Here is a 16,419-nt window from a genome sequence, read left to right as displayed (position 1 = left end):
CTGACCGCGTGAGCCTGCCCGTTGTTCTGATCGCCGACAAACTGGCCGAGTCGACCGTCGCCGCCCTGGGTGACCAGGTGGAAGTCCGCTGGGTAGAGGGACCCGACCGGCAAAAGCTGCTGGCCGCCGTCGGCGAGGCCGACGCATTGCTGGTGCGCTCGGCCACGACCGTCGACGCCGAAGTGCTGGCCGCGGCGCCCAAGCTCAAGATCGTGGCGCGCGCCGGGGTTGGGCTCGACAACGTCGATGTGGACGCAGCCACCGCGCGCGGGGTGCTGGTGGTCAACGCCCCCACGTCCAACATCCACAGTGCCGCCGAGCACGCGCTGGCTCTGCTGCTGGCCGCCGCCCGTGAGATTCCGGCCGCCGACGCCTCGCTGCGGGCGCGCACCTGGAAGCGCTCGTCGTTCTCGGGCACCGAGATCTACGGCAAAACCGTCGGTGTGGTCGGACTGGGCCGCATCGGCCAGCTGGTCGCCCAGCGGCTCGCCGCGTTCGGTACCCATGTGGTGGCTTACGACCCCTACGTGTCGCACGCCCGCGCCGCCCAGTTGGGCATCGAGCTGCTGACCCTCGACGAGCTGCTGGGCCGGGCCGACTTCATCTCCGTGCACCTGCCCAAGACGCCCGAGACCGCCGGGCTGATCGGCAAGGAGGCGTTGGCCAAGACCAGGCCCGGCGTCATCATCGTCAACGCCGCCCGCGGCGGGCTGATCGACGAGGAGGCGCTCGCCGAAGCCGTCCACTCCGGCCACGTCCGCGCCGCGGGCATCGACGTGTTCGCCACCGAGCCGACGACCGAGAGCCCACTGTTCGACCTTCCCCAGGTCGTGGTGACGCCGCACCTCGGTGCGTCGACCGGCGAGGCGCAGGACAGGGCGGGCACCGACGTCGCGGCGAGCGTGCGGCTCGCGCTGGCCGGCGAGTTCGTTCCCGACGCCGTCAACGTCGGCGGCGGGGTCGTCGGCGAGGAGGTCGCACCGTGGTTGGACCTGGTGCGCAAGCTCGGCCTGCTCGTCGGCGTGCTGGCGACCGAGCCCACCGCATCGCTGACGGTTCGGGTCTGTGGCGAACTGGCTTCCGAAGACGTTGGGATCCTTGAACTCTCAGCGCTGCGCGGTCTGTTCTCGACCATGACCGACCAACAGGTGACCTTCGTCAACGCGCCGACGCTGGCCGCCGAGCGCGGCCTGGCCGCCGAGATCACCACCGCGTCGGAGAGCCCGAACCACCGCAGCGTCGTCGACGTGCGCGCGGTTGCCGAGGACGGCTCGGTGACCAATGTCGCGGGCACGCTGTCCGGGCCGCAGCAAGTCGAGAAGGTGGTCCAGATCAACGGGCGCAATTTCGATCTGCGCGCCGAGGGCGTCTACCTGATCATCAGCTACGTCGACGCGCCGGGCACGCTGGGCAAGATCGGTACGTTGCTCGGGTCTGCGGACATCAACATCCACGCCGCTCAGCTCAGCGAGGACGCTGAGGGACCGGGCGCCACGATCATGATGCGGATCGACCGTGACGTGCCGGCCGACGTGCGCGTCGCGATCGCCGACGCCGTCGGGGCCAAGCTGCTCGAGGTGGTGGACCTGTCGTGAGACTGGCGATCATCGCCGGCGACGGCATCGGCCCGGAGGTCGTCGGCGAAGCCGTCAAGGTGCTCGATGCGGTACTGCCAGGCGTCGAGAAGACGCCCTACGACCTCGGCGCCCGCCGCTACCACGCGACCGGCGAGGTCTTGCCCGACTCGGTGCTCGATGAACTGCGTGCCCACGATGCGATCCTGCTCGGTGCTATCGGCGACCCGTCGGTGCCCAGCGGCGTGCTCGAGCGCGGTCTGCTGCTGCGGACCCGGTTCGAGCTCGACCACCACATCAACCTGCGGCCCGCCCGCCTCTACCCGGGTGTGCACAGCCCACTGGCCGGCGATCCCGACATCGACTTCGTCGTCGTCCGCGAAGGCACCGAGGGCCCCTACACCGGCACCGGCGGCGCCATTCGGGTCGGCACGCCACACGAAATCGCCACCGAGGTCAGTGTCAATACCGCCTTCGGTGTGCGTCGCGTCGTCGAGGACGCGTTCGCGCGTGCGCAGCAGCGTCGTAGGCATCTGACACTGGTGCACAAGAACAACGTGCTGACGTTCGCGGGCGGGCTGTGGTGGCGCACAGTGCAGGATGTGGCCACCGACTACCCCGACGTCGAGGTCGCCTACCAACACGTCGACGCGGCCACCATCCATCTCGTCACCGACCCGGGCCGGTTCGATGTGATAGTGACCGACAACCTGTTCGGCGACATCGTGACCGACCTGGCGGCCGCTGTGTGCGGCGGGATCGGACTGGCGGCGAGCGGCAACATCGACGCGACGCGGACCAACCCGTCGATGTTCGAACCCGTGCACGGCAGCGCACCCGACATCGCGGGGCAGGGCATCGCCGACCCGACCGCGGCGATCATGTCCGTGGCGCTGCTGCTGTCCCACGTCGGCGAAACGGAAGCGGCCGTGCGCGTCGACAAGGCCGTCGAGCAGCATCTGGCCACCGCCGGTGTCGAGAAGCGGTCGACCACCGAGGTCGGCGACCGGATCGCGAACTGTCTGTAGCCCGGTCCTGCCCGCCGAGTGTCAGCCGGACCTGTCGGTGGGCACGACCGGCACGGCCAGCAAAGGGAACAGCGCGCATACCGCGAATGCCACGGGATATCCGCCGACGCCGATCAACGCGCCGAACAGCGGTGCGCTGAGGGCGGCGGCCAGGTGCTGGCTGGTGTTCTGGGTGCCCAGCGCGCGTCCGCTCCAGTAGGGCCCGGCGATCTCGGCGATCGCGGTGAAGGCCAAGCCGTTGTCGGACACCGTGATCACCGACGCGATCACCATCAACGCGACGCTGGCCGGTGTGTCCAGCCAGTCCGTCAACGCCAGCAGTGCCATCGAGGCGGCGGCGGCCAGTGCGATGTGGCGGATGGGCCGCAGTCGCTGCCCGAGCCGGTCGGACCAGTATCCGGCAGCGATGCGGCCGCCGGCGCCGAGCAGCTGGGCGACGGTGACCAGGATGCCCGCCGACGCCGCGGACCATCGGTGCTCGGTCATCAACCACACCAGGGTGAACGTCCACACCACCGCCTGCGGCACCACCAGCAGCACCGACACGGCGTGAATTCGGCTCAGTACGGCCGATCCTCGATACGGATTGGCCAGGTGCGCGGCCGATGCCCGCGCGCGCGGGACACGTGGCGGATCGATGACCGCAACGGCGCACACCAACGCCGACAGCGCGCAGACCACCGCGGGGAACAGCAAGGCCGCCGACACGCCGTGGCTTTCGGCCAGCCGTGGAATCACCAACGCCCCGAACGCAACTCCCAACGGTGTGGCGGTCTGCCGGATACCCATCACCAGCCCGCGCTTGGCGGGCGGGAACCACCCGACGACCAGACGGCCGCTCGCCGAATTGCTGCTGGCGGCCGCCATTCCACCCAGCAGGAGAAACGCGCCCACCTCGACCAGCGAGTCGACCACCGCAGCCCCGAAGGCCGCCGCGGCGATCAGCGCCGAGCCGATTGCCAGCACGAAGCGCTCGCCGACTCGGTCCACCACATATCCCCAGGCGATCAGCGTGATGACCAGGCCGAAGCTCGGCATCGACGACAGCAGGCCGGCCGCTGCGAGATCCAGACCGCGTTCGGTCTGCAGAGTGGGGATGAGAAACGCCACCCCGCTGATGAACACGTTCGCGCTCGTGGTCGCGGCCAGGGCGATGCCGAGCAGTGACCAGCGCCGCGCGGTGCTGACCGTTTCCACGCTCACCCGACGATGGTGACACAGACATCTCAGCATGCTGAATATTGATTCCACGATATGAGACGGATGCACGCGGGGAGCGGCCCGTGGCCTCGGCGGTGGTGCCCACTAGGCTGGCGGCATGCGCCTTGGCCGAATCGCCAGTCCCGACGGGGTCGCGTTCGTCGGCATCGAGGGTCCCGTCGACGCGCCGACCGACGCAGTCGCCCGCGAGATCGCCGAGCACCCGTTCGGCAACCCGCAGTTCACCGGCCGCCAGTGGCCGCTGGCCGATGTGCGCCTGCTCGCGCCGATCCTGGCCAGCAAGGTGGTGTGTGTCGGCAAGAACTATGCGGCCCACATTCAGGAGATGGCCCCGCACGCGAGGAGCGATGAGACCGTCAGCGGGACGTTCGACGACCCGATCATCTTCATGAAGCCCAACACCGCGATCGTCGGTCCGCAGGTGCCGATCCAGCTGCCCGCCGACGCCGACCCGGTGCACTTCGAGGGCGAGCTGGCGGTCGTGATCGGTCGGCCCTGCAAGGACGTGCCTGCGGCGCGTGCCGCGGAGAACATCCTCGGTTACACCATCGGCAACGACGTGTCCGCACGCGACCAGCAGAGGAAGGACGGGCAGTGGACCCGCGCCAAGGGCCATGACACGTTCTGTCCGATCGGGCCGTGGATCGTCACCGACGTCGACCCGTCGGACCTCGAGATTCGCACGGAGGTCAACGGTTCGGTCAAGCAGAACAGCCGCACCTCGATGATGATCCACGATGTCGGCGCGATCGTGGAGTGGATCTCGCGGGTGATGACGCTGCTACCTGGCGATCTGATCCTGACTGGTACGCCCGAGGGCGTCGGCCCGATCGAGGACTCCGACATCGTCAGCATCACCGTCGAGGGTATCGGTACGCTGACCAATCCCGTTGTGCGCAAGGGGAAGTGATGACACCACCCGTTCGGGTCCGGTTCTGCCCGTCGCCGACCGGAACCCCGCACGTCGGGCTGATCCGCACCGCGCTGTTCAACTGGGCCTACGCCCGCCACACCGGGGGCACATTCGTGTTCCGCATCGAGGACACCGACTCGGCGCGCGACTCGGAGGAAAGCTACCTGGCCCTGCTCGACGCACTGCGCTGGCTGGGACTCGACTGGGATGAGGGGCCGGAGGTCGGTGGCCCCTATGGGCCGTACCGACAATCGCAGCGGCTCGAGCGGTACCGCGACGCGATCGCCCAACTGCTCGAATCCGGCGATGCCTACGAATCCTTCTCCACCCCCGAGGAAGTCGAGGCCCGGCACTTGGCCGCGGGTCGCAACCCCAAACTGGGTTACGACAACTTCGACCGCAGTCTGACCGACGAGCAGCGGGCGGCCTTGCGCGCCGAGGGCAGGAACGCCGTCGTCCGGCTCAAGATGCCCGACACCGAGATCGGCTGGCGGGACCTGGTGCGCGGGGATACGACGTTCCCCGCCGGAACGGTGCCCGACTTCGCGTTGACGCGTGGCAACGGTGAACCGTTGTACACCTTGGTCAACCCCGTCGACGACTCGCTGATGAACATCACCCACGTGCTGCGCGGTGAGGACCTGCTCTCGTCGACCCCGCGCCAGATCGCGCTGTATCAGGCTCTGATCCGCATCGGCGTGGCCGAGCGTGTGCCTCAGTTCGCCCATCTACCGAGCGTTCTCGGCGAAGGCAACAAGAAGCTGTCCAAGCGCGATCCGCAGTCGAACCTCTTCGTCCACCGCGATCGCGGCTTCATCCCCGAAGGACTGCTGAACTATCTGGCACTGCTCGGTTGGGGTATCGCCGAGGACCGCGATGTGTTCAGCATCGAGGAGATGGTCGCCGCCTTCGACGTCGTCGATGTCAATTCCAACCCGGCGCGGTTCGACCAGAAGAAGGCCGATGCGCTCAACGCCGAGCACATCCGACTACTGAGCGAGCAGGACTTCGCCGCCCGGCTGAGGGACTACTTCGCGACCCGTGGACACGAAACCGGCCTGGACGACTCGCGGTTCGCCGAGGCGGCTCGACTGGTGCAGACCCGCATCGTGGTGCTCGGTGACGCGTGGGACCTGCTGAAGTTCCTCAACGACGACGAGTTCGCCCTCGACGAGAAGTCGGCGGCCAAGGAATTGCGCACCGAGGCCGTCGCGGTGCTCGACGCGGCGCTGAGTGCTCTGCAGTCGGTCGGGGAGTGGACGACCGAGGCGATCGAGGCCGCGCTGAAACCCGCGCTGCTGGAGGATCTGGGGCTCAAACCCCGCAAGGCTTTCGGGCCCATCCGCGTCGCCGCGACCGGGGCGACGGTCAGCCCGCCGTTGTTCGAGTCGCTCGAGCTGCTGGGGCGCGACCGTAGCCTTCACCGCCTGCGCGCCGGCCGCGAGCACGCCGCGGCAGCACTGGAGGCGCGATAAGCCGCCCGCGAATCTTTGGTAGTCTGCACGTCGGCCCGATTCCACACGCGACGGACGCCCCGGACCGTGGGAAATCGCCGAAAACGCCTATGACCAGCGGTTATAGGCAGCCAATGGGGTATGGTGTAATTGGCAACACAGCTGATTCTGGTTCAGCCATTCTAGGTTCGAGTCCTGGTACCCCAGCCAATCCAGCGTGATTAGGCCGACATTGGCCGCTGAGCTATGCTGGCGATCCGGAAAATGTTCTAGCCCCCGTCGTCTAGCGGCCTAGGACGCCGCCCTCTCACGGCGGTAGCGTGGGTTCGAATCCCATCGGGGGTACCACACCGACATCTCACAGCCGACGGGGTCAGCGCCTCTGCGGCAGCCAGCAGATCAGCCGCCCACCGCGCGCCCGGCCTGCGGCCCATCCGGTCGATCGGTCCCGACACCGACACCGCGGCGGTCACCGACCCTCGGCCGTCGCGCACCGGAGCCGACACGCTGGCCACCCCGGGCTCTCGTTCGCCCGCGCTCTGCGCCCACCCCCGCTTGCGCACCTCGGCCAGTGTCCGGTCGGTGAACTTCGCCGCGGGCAGCACCGCCTGCTGGGTAGCCGCGTCGGCGTAGGCGAGCAGCACCTTGGCCCCCGATCCGGCCGTCATGGGCAGCCGCGCCCCGACGGGCACCGTATCGCGAAGCCCGGCAGGGGGTTCCAGCGCGGCCACGCAGATCCGCCAGGTGCCCTCCCTGCGGTATAGCTGAACGCTTTCACCGGTGATCTCGCGCAGTCGGGGCAGCACCGCCGCGCCGGCGGCCAGGAGCGGATCGTTGACCTGTCCGGCCAATTCGGTCAGTGCCGGTCCCAGTCGCCAGCGACCGTCGCCGTCGCGGCTGAGCAGCCGGTGCGTCTCCAGTCCCGCGGCGAGGCGATGCGCGGTGGCGCGCGGTAGGCCGGTGCGCTCGCACAGTTCGGCGAGGCCACATGGGGCCTCGCCGACCGCGTGCAGCACACACACGGCTTTGTCGAGAACGCCGATGCCGCTATCCTGTCTCACAAGGAGATACTAGCGTCCCAGATTGTGAGATAGCCACGATGTCCACCGATCCTGACCGCGTCGACAAGCCGCGCACCATGGCCGAGAAGGTGTGGGCCGACCACGTCGTCGTCCTCGGCGCCGGGGAGGGCGCCGCGCGCGGGCCGGACCTCATCTACATCGATCTGCACCTCGTACACGAGGTCACCAGTCCGCAGGCGTTCGACGGTCTGCGCCTGGCGGAGCGCCCGGTGCGCAGGCCCGATCTGACGATCGCCACCGAGGACCACAACGTGCCGACGGTCGACATCGACAAGCCGATCGCCGACCCGGTGTCGCGCACTCAGGTGGAGACCCTGCGGCGCAACTGCGAGGAGTTCGGGATCCGGTTGCATCCGATGGGCGACGCAGAACAGGGCATCGTGCACATCATCGGGCCGCAGCTGGGGCTGACGCAGCCCGGAATGACGGTGGTGTGCGGCGACAGCCACACCTCCACGCACGGCGCGTTCGGTGCGCTGGCCATGGGCATCGGCACGTCGGAGGTCGAGCACGTGCTGGCCACCCAGACGCTGCCGCTTTCTCCGTTCAAGACGATGGCGGTCAACGTCGACGGCGAGCTCCCGCCCGGTGTCAGTGCAAAGGACATCATCCTCGCGGTGATCGCGAAGATCGGCACCGGTGGCGGACAGGGACACGTCATCGAATATCGCGGTAGCGCCATCGAATCGCTGTCGATGGAGGGTCGCATGACGATCTGCAACATGAGCATCGAGGCGGGGGCGCGGGCCGGGATGGTGGCGCCCGACGACACCACATTCGAATATCTGCGGGGCCGTCCGCATGCGCCGAAGGGGGACCAGTGGGATCAGGCGGTGGCGGCGTGGCGCAGCTTGCGCACCGATGAGGGCGCCGAATTCGACACCGAGGTTTACCTCGATGCCGCGACGTTGAGCCCCTTCGTCACTTGGGGTACGAACCCGGGGCAGGGGGTGCCGCTGTCGGAGTCGGTGCCGGATCCGGAGTTGATGTTCGACGACGCTGAGCGTCAGGCCGCCGAAAAGGCGTTGGCGTATATGGACCTTCGGCCGGGTACCGCGATGCGTGACGTTGCCGTCGATACGGTGTTCGTCGGCTCGTGCACCAACGGCCGGATCGAGGACCTGCGAGTGGTGGCCGACGTCCTGCGCGGGCGCACGGTCGCCGACGGTGTGCGCATGCTCATCGTGCCCGGCTCGATGCGGGTGCGGGCGCAGGCCGAATCCGAGGGTCTCGGTGAGATCTTCACCGCGGCCGGAGCGGAGTGGCGACAGGCTGGTTGCTCGATGTGTCTTGGCATGAACCCCGATCAGCTGTCGCCGGGTCAACGCTGCGCTTCGACGTCGAACCGCAATTTCGAGGGCAGGCAGGGCAAGGGTGGGCGCACACATCTGGTGTCGCCCGCAGTCGCCGCCGCCACGGCAATCCTGGGCACGCTGTCCTCACCGGCAGACCTAGCTGACTAGAAGGAGAAGCATGCAGGCCTTCCATTCGCACACCGGCGTCGGGGTTCCGCTGAGGCGCTCCAATGTCGACACCGACCAGATCATTCCCGCGGTGTATCTGAAGCGGGTCACCCGAACGGGTTTCGAAGACGGCTTGTTCGCCGCGTGGCGGGCGGATCCGTCTTTCGTATTGAACCTTTCGCCATACGACAGGGGATCGGTGTTGGTGGCCGGTCCCGATTTCGGCACCGGGTCCTCACGCGAGCACGCTGTGTGGGCGCTCATGGATTACGGGTTTCGGGTCGTCATCTCTTCCCGCTTCGCCGACATCTTCCGCGGCAACGCGGGCAAGGCGGGACTACTGGCGGCAGAAATCTCTCAAGATGATGTCGAAATTTTATGGAAGCTCATCGAGCAGCAGCCGGGTCTGGAAATCACTGTGAATCTTCAAGATCGCACGGTCACCGCCGGAACGGTCATGGTGCCGTTCAGAATTGACGACTACACGGCCTGGCGACTGCTCGAGGGCCTCGACGATATAGGTCTTACGCTGCGGAAATGCGATGAGATCAAGGCCTATGAGGCGACTCGGCCGAGCTGGAAGCCGCGTACTCTGCCGGCGTGACAAACGGCCCGGCGAGCCGAAATCACCGCCACTGAACCCGGTTCTCCGGGGCACCCTCAGGAGGCTAAGGGGGGCAAGAAAGTTCGCCAGCACCGCTTGAAATTGCGCGTGGCTCTTGGAAATCAATGGGGAATGGGTTTACCGTGTCCTCTAGTCGGTCCAAAGCGGACCACTGGTATCCGGAGGTTTTGCATGAACAAAGCAGAGCTGATCGACGTACTCACGACGAAGCTCAAGACGGATCGTCGGACGGCTACCGACGCGGTGGAGAACGTCGTCGACACCATCGTGCGCGCGGTCCACAAGGGTGACAGCGTCACCATCACCGGCTTCGGCGTTTTCGAACAGCGCCGCCGCGCCGCCCGCGTCGCGCGTAACCCGCGCACCGGCGAGACCGTACGAGTCAAGCCCACCTCTGTGCCGGCCTTCCGGCCCGGCGCACAATTCAAAGCGGTTGTCTCAGGCGCACAGCGCCTCCCGGCGGAAGGACCAGCAGTGAAACGAGGCGCGACCGCGGGCGGCACCGCCCGCAAGGCTGCGAAGAAGTCCCCGGCCAAGAAGAGCGCGGCCAAGAAGTCCCCGGCCAAGAAGGCCGCGGCCAAGAAGTCCCCGGCCAAGAAGTCAGCCGCCAAGAAGAGCGCGGCGAAGAAGGCCCCGGCCAAGAAGGCCGCCGCCAAGAAGACGGCGGCGAAGAAGGCCCCGGCCAAGAAGGCCGCCGCGAAGAAGGCCCCGGCCAAGAAGGCCGCGACCAAGCGCACGGCGGCGAAGAAGACCGCCAAGAAGGCGCCGGCGCGCAAGTCGCCCGCCAAGCGCGGCCGCAAGTAGTCTCCACCACGGACACGCCGTGGGTCATCGTGACCCGCGGCGTATCCGTCTGTCTCCGGGGCGCTCGCGTCGGCGTCCGTCAGTCGAGACGGGTTGACTCCTGCGGCTTCCGGTGCACATCACCGGGGACTCAGATCGCCGCGTGCGGATCCTGGTGCTCTACTTGTCGGGGGTCACGGCACCTCGTCGCGCGTCCTGCGACCGGCCGGCGGTCCCCCGCCGTGTCACTTCTTGGTGGCCAGCGGACTGCCGATGTGGTCGGCGGCCACCAGCCGCCCATCGTGCAGTGACATCACCCAGGTGCTGCCCTTGCGGTTGCGGGACTTGTCCGGGCGCACGCCGTCGCGTTCACACCACCACTCGATGAGGTCGGGAATCACCTTGCCCTGCGTGGAGATCACGGGTGTGCCCGAGCAGGCCGCGATTTCCAGGAACCGCTGCCGGGCCGCCTTACGGTTGTCGGCGTAGCCCTCCTCGGTCAGCAGCGGCTCCTGCTGAATGGTGGTCCCGAGTTCCTCGGCCAACGGCTCGAGTGTCGAGACGCAGCGGACCCGGTCGGCGGAGTAGAGAGTGTCGGCGCCGTAAGCGAGCAACACCGCGACCAACGATTCGGCCTGTGCGCGTCCCTTCTTGTCCAGGGGGCGCAGCCGGTCGTCGCCCTTGTACCGGGACTTGCTGCCTGCCGTTCCGTGCCGGACGATCAGCACCGTCTTGGTGTCGATAGGGTTCTTCATGAAGCGGCGCAGAATCTTTCGATCGTCCTTGTACCCGAGCTGGTTCATCGCCTCACTGACCGGCAACCACTTCAGTTCGTCGACCTCGTCGTTGGGTGTGAACTCGCCGCGCACCCGGCGCGCCGCCCAGTAGCGGACTGTCTTGATGCCCTGCTCGACCGGGTAGCTCACGGATGTCAGTCGCCGACCGAGATGGGCGGTGTAGCCGGTCTCCTCGCGCACTTCTCGCACGGCCGCGACGGGCTCGGTCTCGCCGGGGTCGACCTTGCCCTTGGGCAGCGACCAGTCGTCGTAGCGTGGCCGGTGAATCAGGGCGATCTGCGGATCATCCGGATCCCCGTTCGGCCGCCACAGCACGGCGCCGGCGGCGAGAACGGCGCCCTTCGCCGAACGCGACTTGGAACTACTCGGCACCTTCACTCCTGCAGATGATTCGCCGGGGCCGCCCCGTCGTCACGGTTGCCGGTGTCGATCCATCATCGAAACCTGGTGATCGCACACCGTGTGGCCTTCCTGCGGGGAGGCGATCCACTTGCCGTCCACACCCAACTCCCAGCATCGGGTGGCGGGATCCATCGCGGACTCGAACATTTCATGCAGTTGCGACTTCAGCCTCGAATCCTTCACTTCGGCCATGACTTCGACCCGTCGGTCGAGATTACGATGCATCATGTCGGCGCTGCCGATCCAGAACTCGTCGATGGCGCGGAAGTGAATAATGCGCGAGTGCTCCAGGAACCGGCCCAGGATCGAGCGCACCACGACGTTGTCGGAGAAGCCGGGGGCCTGGGGTCGCAGGGCGCAGATCCCGCGCACCACCACCTCCACTCGTACCCCGGCCTGCGACGCGCGGTACAGCGCATCGATGACCTGTTCGTCGACCAAGGCGTTGGCCTTCAATCGGATCCGGCCCTCGGCACCGTCGTGGGTGGCCGCGATCTCGCGCTCGATGCGCTCGATGATGCCTCTGCGCACACCGTGCGGGGCGACCAACAGGTTGCGATAGGAATCCTTGCGCGAATAGCCCGTCAGCGAGTTGAACAGATCCGTCAGGTCCGCGCCGATGTCCGGAGCGGCCGTCAGTAGGCCGATGTCTTCGTACAACCGTGCGGTCTTCGGGTTGTAGTTGCCCGTTCCGATGTGGCAGTACCGCCGGATGAGCGAGCCTTCGCGGCGCACCACCAGGCACGTCTTGCAGTGGGTCTTGAGGCCGATGAGTCCGTACACCACGTGGACGCCCGCCCGCTCCAGTGCCCGCGCCCATTGGATGTTGGCCTGTTCGTCGAAGCGCGCCTTGATCTCGACCAGCGCCACCACCTGCTTGCCCGCGGCCGCGGCGTCGATGAGGGCATTGACGATCGGCGAGTCGCCCGACGTGCGGTACAGCGTCTGCTTTATCGCCAAGACGTTGGGGTCGGCGGCCGCCTGCTCGATGAAGCGCTGGACCGTCGTGGAGAACGAGTCGTAGGGGTGGTGGACCAGCACGTCCCCGTCTCGCAGGGTGGAGAAGATGCTCTTCGGCGTCTCCCGTTCCCCAAACGCCTGCGGTGTCGCGGGCACGAACGGACGGTCCTTGAGCGCCGGGCGGTCCAGGGCGTAGATCTGCCACAACGACGATAGATCCAGCAGGCCCGGCACTTCGATGACGTCGCCGGGGGCGACGTCGAGTTCGCGCAGCAGCAACTCCAGCATGCTGTCGGTCATGTCGTCGGAGACCTCGAGGCGCACCGGCGAACCGAATCGGCGCCGGGCCAGTTCCCGCTCCAGCGCCTGCAGCAGATCCTCGTCTCGGTCTTCCTCGACCTCGAAGTCGGCGTTGCGCGTGATTCGGAACGCATGATGCTCGACGATCTCGAGACCGGGGAACAGCACCGGCAGGAAGGCGGCGATCAGTTCCTCCATCGGCAGGAACCGCACGGTGTTCGAGTCGCCGTCGCGGGCAGCGAGTTCGACGAACCGCTCGACGTTGTCGGGCACCTTGATCCGCGCGAAATGCTGGCCGCCGTCGTCGGGATGTTTGACGGTGATGGCCAGGTTCAAGCTCAGACCACTGACGAACGGGAACGGGTGTGCCGGATCGACGGCCAGCGGCGTCAGCACCGGGAACACCTGCTCGTGAAAGTACGTCGACAGCCGGGTGCGTTCGATGTCGTCGAGCTCGGCCCACGTGACGATCACGATGCCCTCATCGGCCAGCGCCGGGCGCACCGAGTCCAGGAACTCGTGGGCGTGCCGGTGGGCGATCTGCTGGGTGCGCTCGTTGATACGGCGCAGCTGTTCACGCGGCGAGAGCCCGTCGGCGGAACGCACCGACAACCCCATCTCGTCGCGCCGCTTCAAACCCGCGACCCGCACCATGTAGAACTCGTCGAGGTTCGAGGCGAAGATCGCGAGGAACTTCGCCCGCTCCAGCAGGGGCAGTGACGGATCGGCGGCCAGCGCGAGCACGCGTGCGTTGAAGTCGAGCCAACTCAGCTCTCGGTTGAGGTAGCGGTCATCGGGCAGCGCATTCTCGACCTCCGGTGCGGTGGCCGCCGGCGGCGCCTCCGGCGCCGAATCACCCGACTCCGGCGCGACCGGCCGGACGGTCACCGCCGCCGACTCGGTGTCGCTGTCACGAATCTGCGTTTCGGCTTCCGTCATTCTCCCGATGATTCCCTATCGGCCGGTGCTGGGGCCAGCGCACGACCGACTGTTCATCCGGTACCCGCGATCGCCTGTGCCGTCGCCGTCCCCACGCCCAGCCCTTGAGCTACCGACAGATCCGCAGGCGTGTCGATGTCACAGCGCAGGCCGGGCCACTCACCGGTCAACTCGACGGCTCCGGAGTTGCGATGACGCCTGGCGGAATCAGCGCCGAATCGAGGGTCCAGCGGCACCCCGAACGCCAGCAGCGCCGAGGTCCCCGTGCCGTGCCGGTCACTGACGAAGCTGCGTGGGTACGCCCGCGCGGCGTCGATGGCCGCCGCGAGCTCAACCGGTCTAAGCGCGGGCAGATCACCTTGCAGCACAACGATATTCGCGGTTTCGGACCGGATATCGGCCTCTGCGACGGCGATCGCGTTGTTCAGCGGGTCACGGTGGCCGTCGGGAGTCGGGTCGGTGAGTATCCGGGCGCCGAGCTCGGCTGCGGCATCGGCGGCGGCGCCGTCGGGGGTGACGACGGTGATCGTGTGCAGGGACTGTACTGCGGCGGCGGCGGCGATGGTGTCGACGAGCATCGCCAGCACCACCTTCACGCGGTCCGTTGACGAGAAGACGGGCGCCAGCCTGGTCTTGGCGGCGGCCAGTCGTTTGACGGCGATCACCAGGCCGATGTCGGCTCCGCCTGACCTGCTCATGAGCGTCATCCTGTCATTCGCTCTCACGTGCGCAGTCTGCCCGGCACCCTCACGCTAGGGTTGAGGCGTGGTCGAGGCGGCGGTGATGGGAGCCGGTGCATGGGGTACGGCGCTGGCCAAGGTCCTTGCCGATGCGGGCAACGAGGTGACCCTGTGGACTCGCCGCCCCGAACTGGCCGACGAGATCAACGACACCCGCCGCAACTCCGGGTACCTCGGCGACATCGAACTGCCCGAGTCCATTCACGCCACCAGCGATGCCGGCAAGGCGCTGGCCGGTGCGTGCACCGTGCTGTTGGCTGTGCCGGCGCAGACGCTGCGCACCAACCTGCAACAGTGGTCACCGTATTTCGGCGACGACGTGACGCTCGTGAGCCTGGCCAAGGGCATCGAGCTCGACACCCTGATGCGGATGAGTCAGGTGATCGTCCAGGTCACCGGTGTTGATCCGGCGCGCGTTGCGGTGGTGACAGGTCCGAACCTGGCCAGTGAGATCGTGAAGGAACAACCGGCGGCGACGGTGGTGGCCTGCAGCGACTCGGGCCGGGCCGTGGCACTGCAGCGCGCATTGTCGACGGGCTACTTCCGGCCGTACACCAACGCCGATGTGATCGGAGCCGAGGTCGGTGGCGCATGCAAGAACGTCATCGCTCTGGCGTCGGGGATGGCGGCGGGCGTCGGCCTGGGTGAGAACACCGCCGCCGCCATCATCACCAGGGGACTGGCCGAGGTCATGCGGCTGGGAATCGCGCTGGGTGCCAAGCCCGCCACGCTCGCCGGGCTGGCAGGAGTCGGTGACCTGATCGCGACGTGCACCTCGCCGCATTCGCGCAACCGCGCGTTCGGCGAACGGCTCGGCAAGGGCGGCACCATGGAATCGGCGATGCAGGCGGCGGGCGGACACGTGGCCGAGGGTGTGGAGTCGTGTGAGGCGGTGCTGGCACTGGCCGACAGTTACGACGTGGAGATGCCGCTCACCGACGCTGTGGTACGGGTGTGCCACAAGGGGCTCTCGGTCGACGAGGCGGTCGCGCTGTTGCTCGGGCGCACCACCAAGCCGGAGTGAAACCGTGAACGGTCAGTACGGCGATTCCACGCGTAGCGTCAACGCCGTTGGCGCCGAACCGGTTCCGGGAGAGCCGGTGGCCTCCCCGCCGGTCCCCGCGGCCACCTACCATCTGTCATCCGACGAGGCGGACCCGCTGGACAGTTACGGCCGTAGTTCCAATCCGACGTGGCGCCGCCTCGAGGCGGCGCTGGCCGAACTCGAGGGCGCAGCGACAGCCTTGGTGTTCGGGTCGGGCATGGCCGCCGTCACGTCGGTCCTGCGCGTGCTGGCCAAGCCCGGCGTCAAGTTGGTGGTGCCGGCCGACGGCTACTACCAGATCCGGTGCTACGCGACGGAATACCTTGCGCCGCAAGGGGTGACGGTTGTCACGGCGAACACCGAGGACATGATCGCCGTCTCGGCCGACGCAGATGTTGTGCTCGCCGAAAGCCCGGCCAACCCGGGCCTCGACGTCGTCGATGTCCACCGGCTGGCGATGCAGTGCCGCAGCCGGGGCGCGACGCTGGTCGTGGACAACACCACCGCCACTCCCTTGGGTCAGCAGCCCCTGTCGTTGGGTGCCGACGTGGTGGTCGCGAGCGCCACCAAGGCGCTGTCGGGGCACAGCGACGTGATCGCCGGCTATGCGGCAGGCAGTCATCCCGAGCTGATGGCGGCGGTGGCCCGCGAGCGGCTGTTGGCCGGCGCGATACTCGGCGCCTTCGAAGCCTGGCTGGTGCTGCGCAGCCTCGGCACCGCGGGACTGCGGTTCGAACGGCAATGCCACAACGCCGCCGCGCTCGCGGTGGCCCTGCAGTCCCACTCCTCGGTGCAGACCGTGCGGTATCCCGGCCTACCCGACGACCCGTCGTATCCCGTCGCGTGCGCGCAGATGAAGCGCTTCGGCGGGTTGGTCGCCGTCGAGTTCGAGGACGCGGCCGCCGTACATGCGCTGGTCGAGCGCAGCGCACTGCTCATCGCATCGACGAGTTTCGGGGGTATCCACAGCTCAGTGGACCGCCGCGCCCGCTGGGGCGACCCGGTCGGCGACGGCTTCGCACGCATCTCGCTGGGCATCGAGGACACCGATGACCTGATCGCCGACGTCGAGCAGGCGCTCGGACGGTAGCCT

13 protein-coding genes, 2 tRNA genes and 1 pseudogene are annotated in these 16,419 nt (G+C 67.7%); 11 read left to right on the top strand and 5 right to left on the bottom strand.

Going from position 1 to position 16,419, the window contains the following annotated elements:
- The first annotated feature begins 8 nt into the window (after nt 1–8).
- Both serA and K3G64_RS24705 read left to right on the top strand, forming a co-directional pair.
- Entirely contained in the window at nt 9–1,595 is a 1,587-nt protein-coding gene (gene serA / locus K3G64_RS24710) for a phosphoglycerate dehydrogenase (RefSeq protein WP_238888201.1), read from the top strand.
- Nucleotides 1,592–2,602, top strand: coding sequence for a 3-isopropylmalate dehydrogenase (locus K3G64_RS24705; RefSeq protein ID WP_238888199.1), 1,011 nt, complete (start codon nt 1,592–1,594; stop codon nt 2,600–2,602). Before serA ends, K3G64_RS24705 begins: the two co-directional genes overlap by 4 nt.
- Nucleotides 2,603–2,623: 21 nt before the next feature.
- Here K3G64_RS24705 and K3G64_RS24700 read toward each other — a convergent pair whose 3' ends face one another.
- Nucleotides 2,624–3,805: an MFS transporter gene (locus K3G64_RS24700; protein ID WP_238888197.1), complete on the bottom strand. Its 1,182-nt coding sequence runs from the start codon at nt 3,803–3,805 to the stop codon at nt 2,624–2,626.
- A 115-nt stretch (nt 3,806–3,920) separates the two neighbouring features.
- Between K3G64_RS24700 and K3G64_RS24695 the strand changes: the two genes are divergently transcribed.
- The 4 genes from K3G64_RS24695 to K3G64_RS24680 all read left to right on the top strand — a co-directional run bounded on the left by K3G64_RS24695 (nt 3,921) and on the right by K3G64_RS24680 (nt 6,538).
- Nucleotides 3,921–4,733 (top strand): fumarylacetoacetate hydrolase family protein, encoded by an 813-nt coding sequence (locus K3G64_RS24695; protein ID WP_238888196.1) that lies wholly within the window; start codon nt 3,921–3,923, stop codon nt 4,731–4,733.
- Complete coding sequence (gene gltX / locus K3G64_RS24690) at nt 4,733–6,211, top strand: glutamate--tRNA ligase (RefSeq protein WP_238888194.1); 1,479 nt, start codon at nt 4,733–4,735, stop codon at nt 6,209–6,211. The genes K3G64_RS24695 and gltX overlap by 1 nt, the downstream gene beginning before the upstream one ends.
- Nucleotides 6,212–6,325: 114 nt before the next feature.
- Nucleotides 6,326–6,400 (top strand) — tRNA-Gln (locus K3G64_RS24685).
- A 62-nt stretch (nt 6,401–6,462) separates the two neighbouring features.
- Nucleotides 6,463–6,538 (top strand) — tRNA-Glu (locus tag K3G64_RS24680).
- 23 nt (nt 6,539–6,561) lie between these two features.
- Here K3G64_RS24680 and K3G64_RS24675 read toward each other — a convergent pair.
- Nucleotides 6,562–7,251, bottom strand: a pseudogene (locus tag K3G64_RS24675) (IclR family transcriptional regulator); the annotation flags it as partial.
- 38 nt (nt 7,252–7,289) lie between these two features.
- Here K3G64_RS24675 and leuC point away from each other — a divergent pair.
- The 3 genes from leuC to K3G64_RS24660 all read left to right on the top strand — a co-directional run bounded on the left by leuC (nt 7,290) and on the right by K3G64_RS24660 (nt 10,164).
- Complete coding sequence (gene leuC / locus K3G64_RS24670; protein ID WP_238888193.1) at nt 7,290–8,735, top strand: 3-isopropylmalate dehydratase large subunit; 1,446 nt, start codon at nt 7,290–7,292, stop codon at nt 8,733–8,735.
- Between the two features lie 10 nt (nt 8,736–8,745).
- Nucleotides 8,746–9,339, top strand: coding sequence for a 3-isopropylmalate dehydratase small subunit (gene leuD / locus K3G64_RS24665; RefSeq protein ID WP_238888192.1), 594 nt, complete (start codon nt 8,746–8,748; stop codon nt 9,337–9,339).
- A gap of 192 nt (nt 9,340–9,531) precedes the next feature.
- A complete protein-coding gene (locus K3G64_RS24660; protein ID WP_238888190.1) occupies nt 9,532–10,164 on the top strand; it encodes an HU family DNA-binding protein in 633 nt (210 codons plus the stop codon).
- Between the two features lie 224 nt (nt 10,165–10,388).
- Here K3G64_RS24660 and K3G64_RS24655 read toward each other — a convergent pair whose 3' ends face one another.
- From K3G64_RS24655 to cofC, 3 genes are read right to left on the bottom strand one after another with little or no spacing between them, the layout of a single operon-like run.
- The gene (locus K3G64_RS24655) at nt 10,389–11,312 is read right to left on the bottom strand and encodes an NUDIX hydrolase (RefSeq protein ID WP_238888189.1); all 924 of its coding nucleotides are present in this window, start codon (nt 11,310–11,312) and stop codon (nt 10,389–10,391) included.
- A gap of 39 nt (nt 11,313–11,351) precedes the next feature.
- Complete coding sequence (locus tag K3G64_RS24650; RefSeq protein ID WP_238888187.1) at nt 11,352–13,541, bottom strand: RNA degradosome polyphosphate kinase; 2,190 nt, start codon at nt 13,539–13,541, stop codon at nt 11,352–11,354.
- A gap of 53 nt (nt 13,542–13,594) precedes the next feature.
- Nucleotides 13,595–14,239, bottom strand: a complete 645-nt coding sequence (gene cofC, locus K3G64_RS24645) for a 2-phospho-L-lactate guanylyltransferase (protein ID WP_238888185.1) — start codon at nt 14,237–14,239, stop codon at nt 13,595–13,597.
- An 85-nt stretch (nt 14,240–14,324) separates the two neighbouring features.
- On the opposite strand from cofC, the gene K3G64_RS24640 reads away from it, so the two are divergent.
- Together K3G64_RS24640 and K3G64_RS24635 are read left to right on the top strand one after the other, a co-directional pair.
- The gene (locus K3G64_RS24640; RefSeq protein WP_238950988.1) at nt 14,325–15,305 is read left to right on the top strand and encodes an NAD(P)H-dependent glycerol-3-phosphate dehydrogenase; all 981 of its coding nucleotides are present in this window, start codon (nt 14,325–14,327) and stop codon (nt 15,303–15,305) included.
- A gap of 4 nt (nt 15,306–15,309) precedes the next feature.
- Nucleotides 15,310–16,416, top strand: a complete 1,107-nt coding sequence (locus K3G64_RS24635) for a cystathionine gamma-lyase (protein WP_238888184.1) — start codon at nt 15,310–15,312, stop codon at nt 16,414–16,416.
- Nucleotides 16,417–16,419 lie beyond the last annotated feature (3 nt).

The sequence above is a fragment of the Mycobacterium sp. IDR2000157661 genome, from assembly GCF_022317005.1.
Lineage (GTDB): Bacteria > Actinomycetota > Actinomycetes > Mycobacteriales > Mycobacteriaceae > Mycobacterium.
Note: the sequence above shows the minus strand (reverse complement) of the source record. Positions and strands in the feature narration are given on the sequence as shown.

What these genes read in the sequence shown, in the direction of transcription:
- K3G64_RS24695 (WP_238888196.1), top strand. Translation starts at nt 3,921, where the DNA reads ATGCGCCTTGGCCGAATCGCCAGTCCCGACGGGGTCGCGTTCGTCGGC.
- gltX (WP_238888194.1), top strand. Translation starts at nt 4,733, where the DNA reads ATGACACCACCCGTTCGGGTCCGGTTCTGCCCGTCGCCGACCGGAACC.
- leuC (WP_238888193.1), top strand. Translation starts at nt 7,290, where the DNA reads ATGTCCACCGATCCTGACCGCGTCGACAAGCCGCGCACCATGGCCGAG.
- leuD (WP_238888192.1), top strand. Translation starts at nt 8,746, where the DNA reads ATGCAGGCCTTCCATTCGCACACCGGCGTCGGGGTTCCGCTGAGGCGC.
- K3G64_RS24660 (WP_238888190.1), top strand. Translation starts at nt 9,532, where the DNA reads ATGAACAAAGCAGAGCTGATCGACGTACTCACGACGAAGCTCAAGACG.
- K3G64_RS24650 (WP_238888187.1), bottom strand. Translation starts at nt 13,541, where the DNA reads ATGACGGAAGCCGAAACGCAGATTCGTGACAGCGACACCGAGTCGGCG.
- cofC (WP_238888185.1), bottom strand. Translation starts at nt 14,239, where the DNA reads ATGAGCAGGTCAGGCGGAGCCGACATCGGCCTGGTGATCGCCGTCAAA.
- K3G64_RS24640 (WP_238950988.1), top strand. Translation starts at nt 14,325, where the DNA reads ATGGGAGCCGGTGCATGGGGTACGGCGCTGGCCAAGGTCCTTGCCGAT.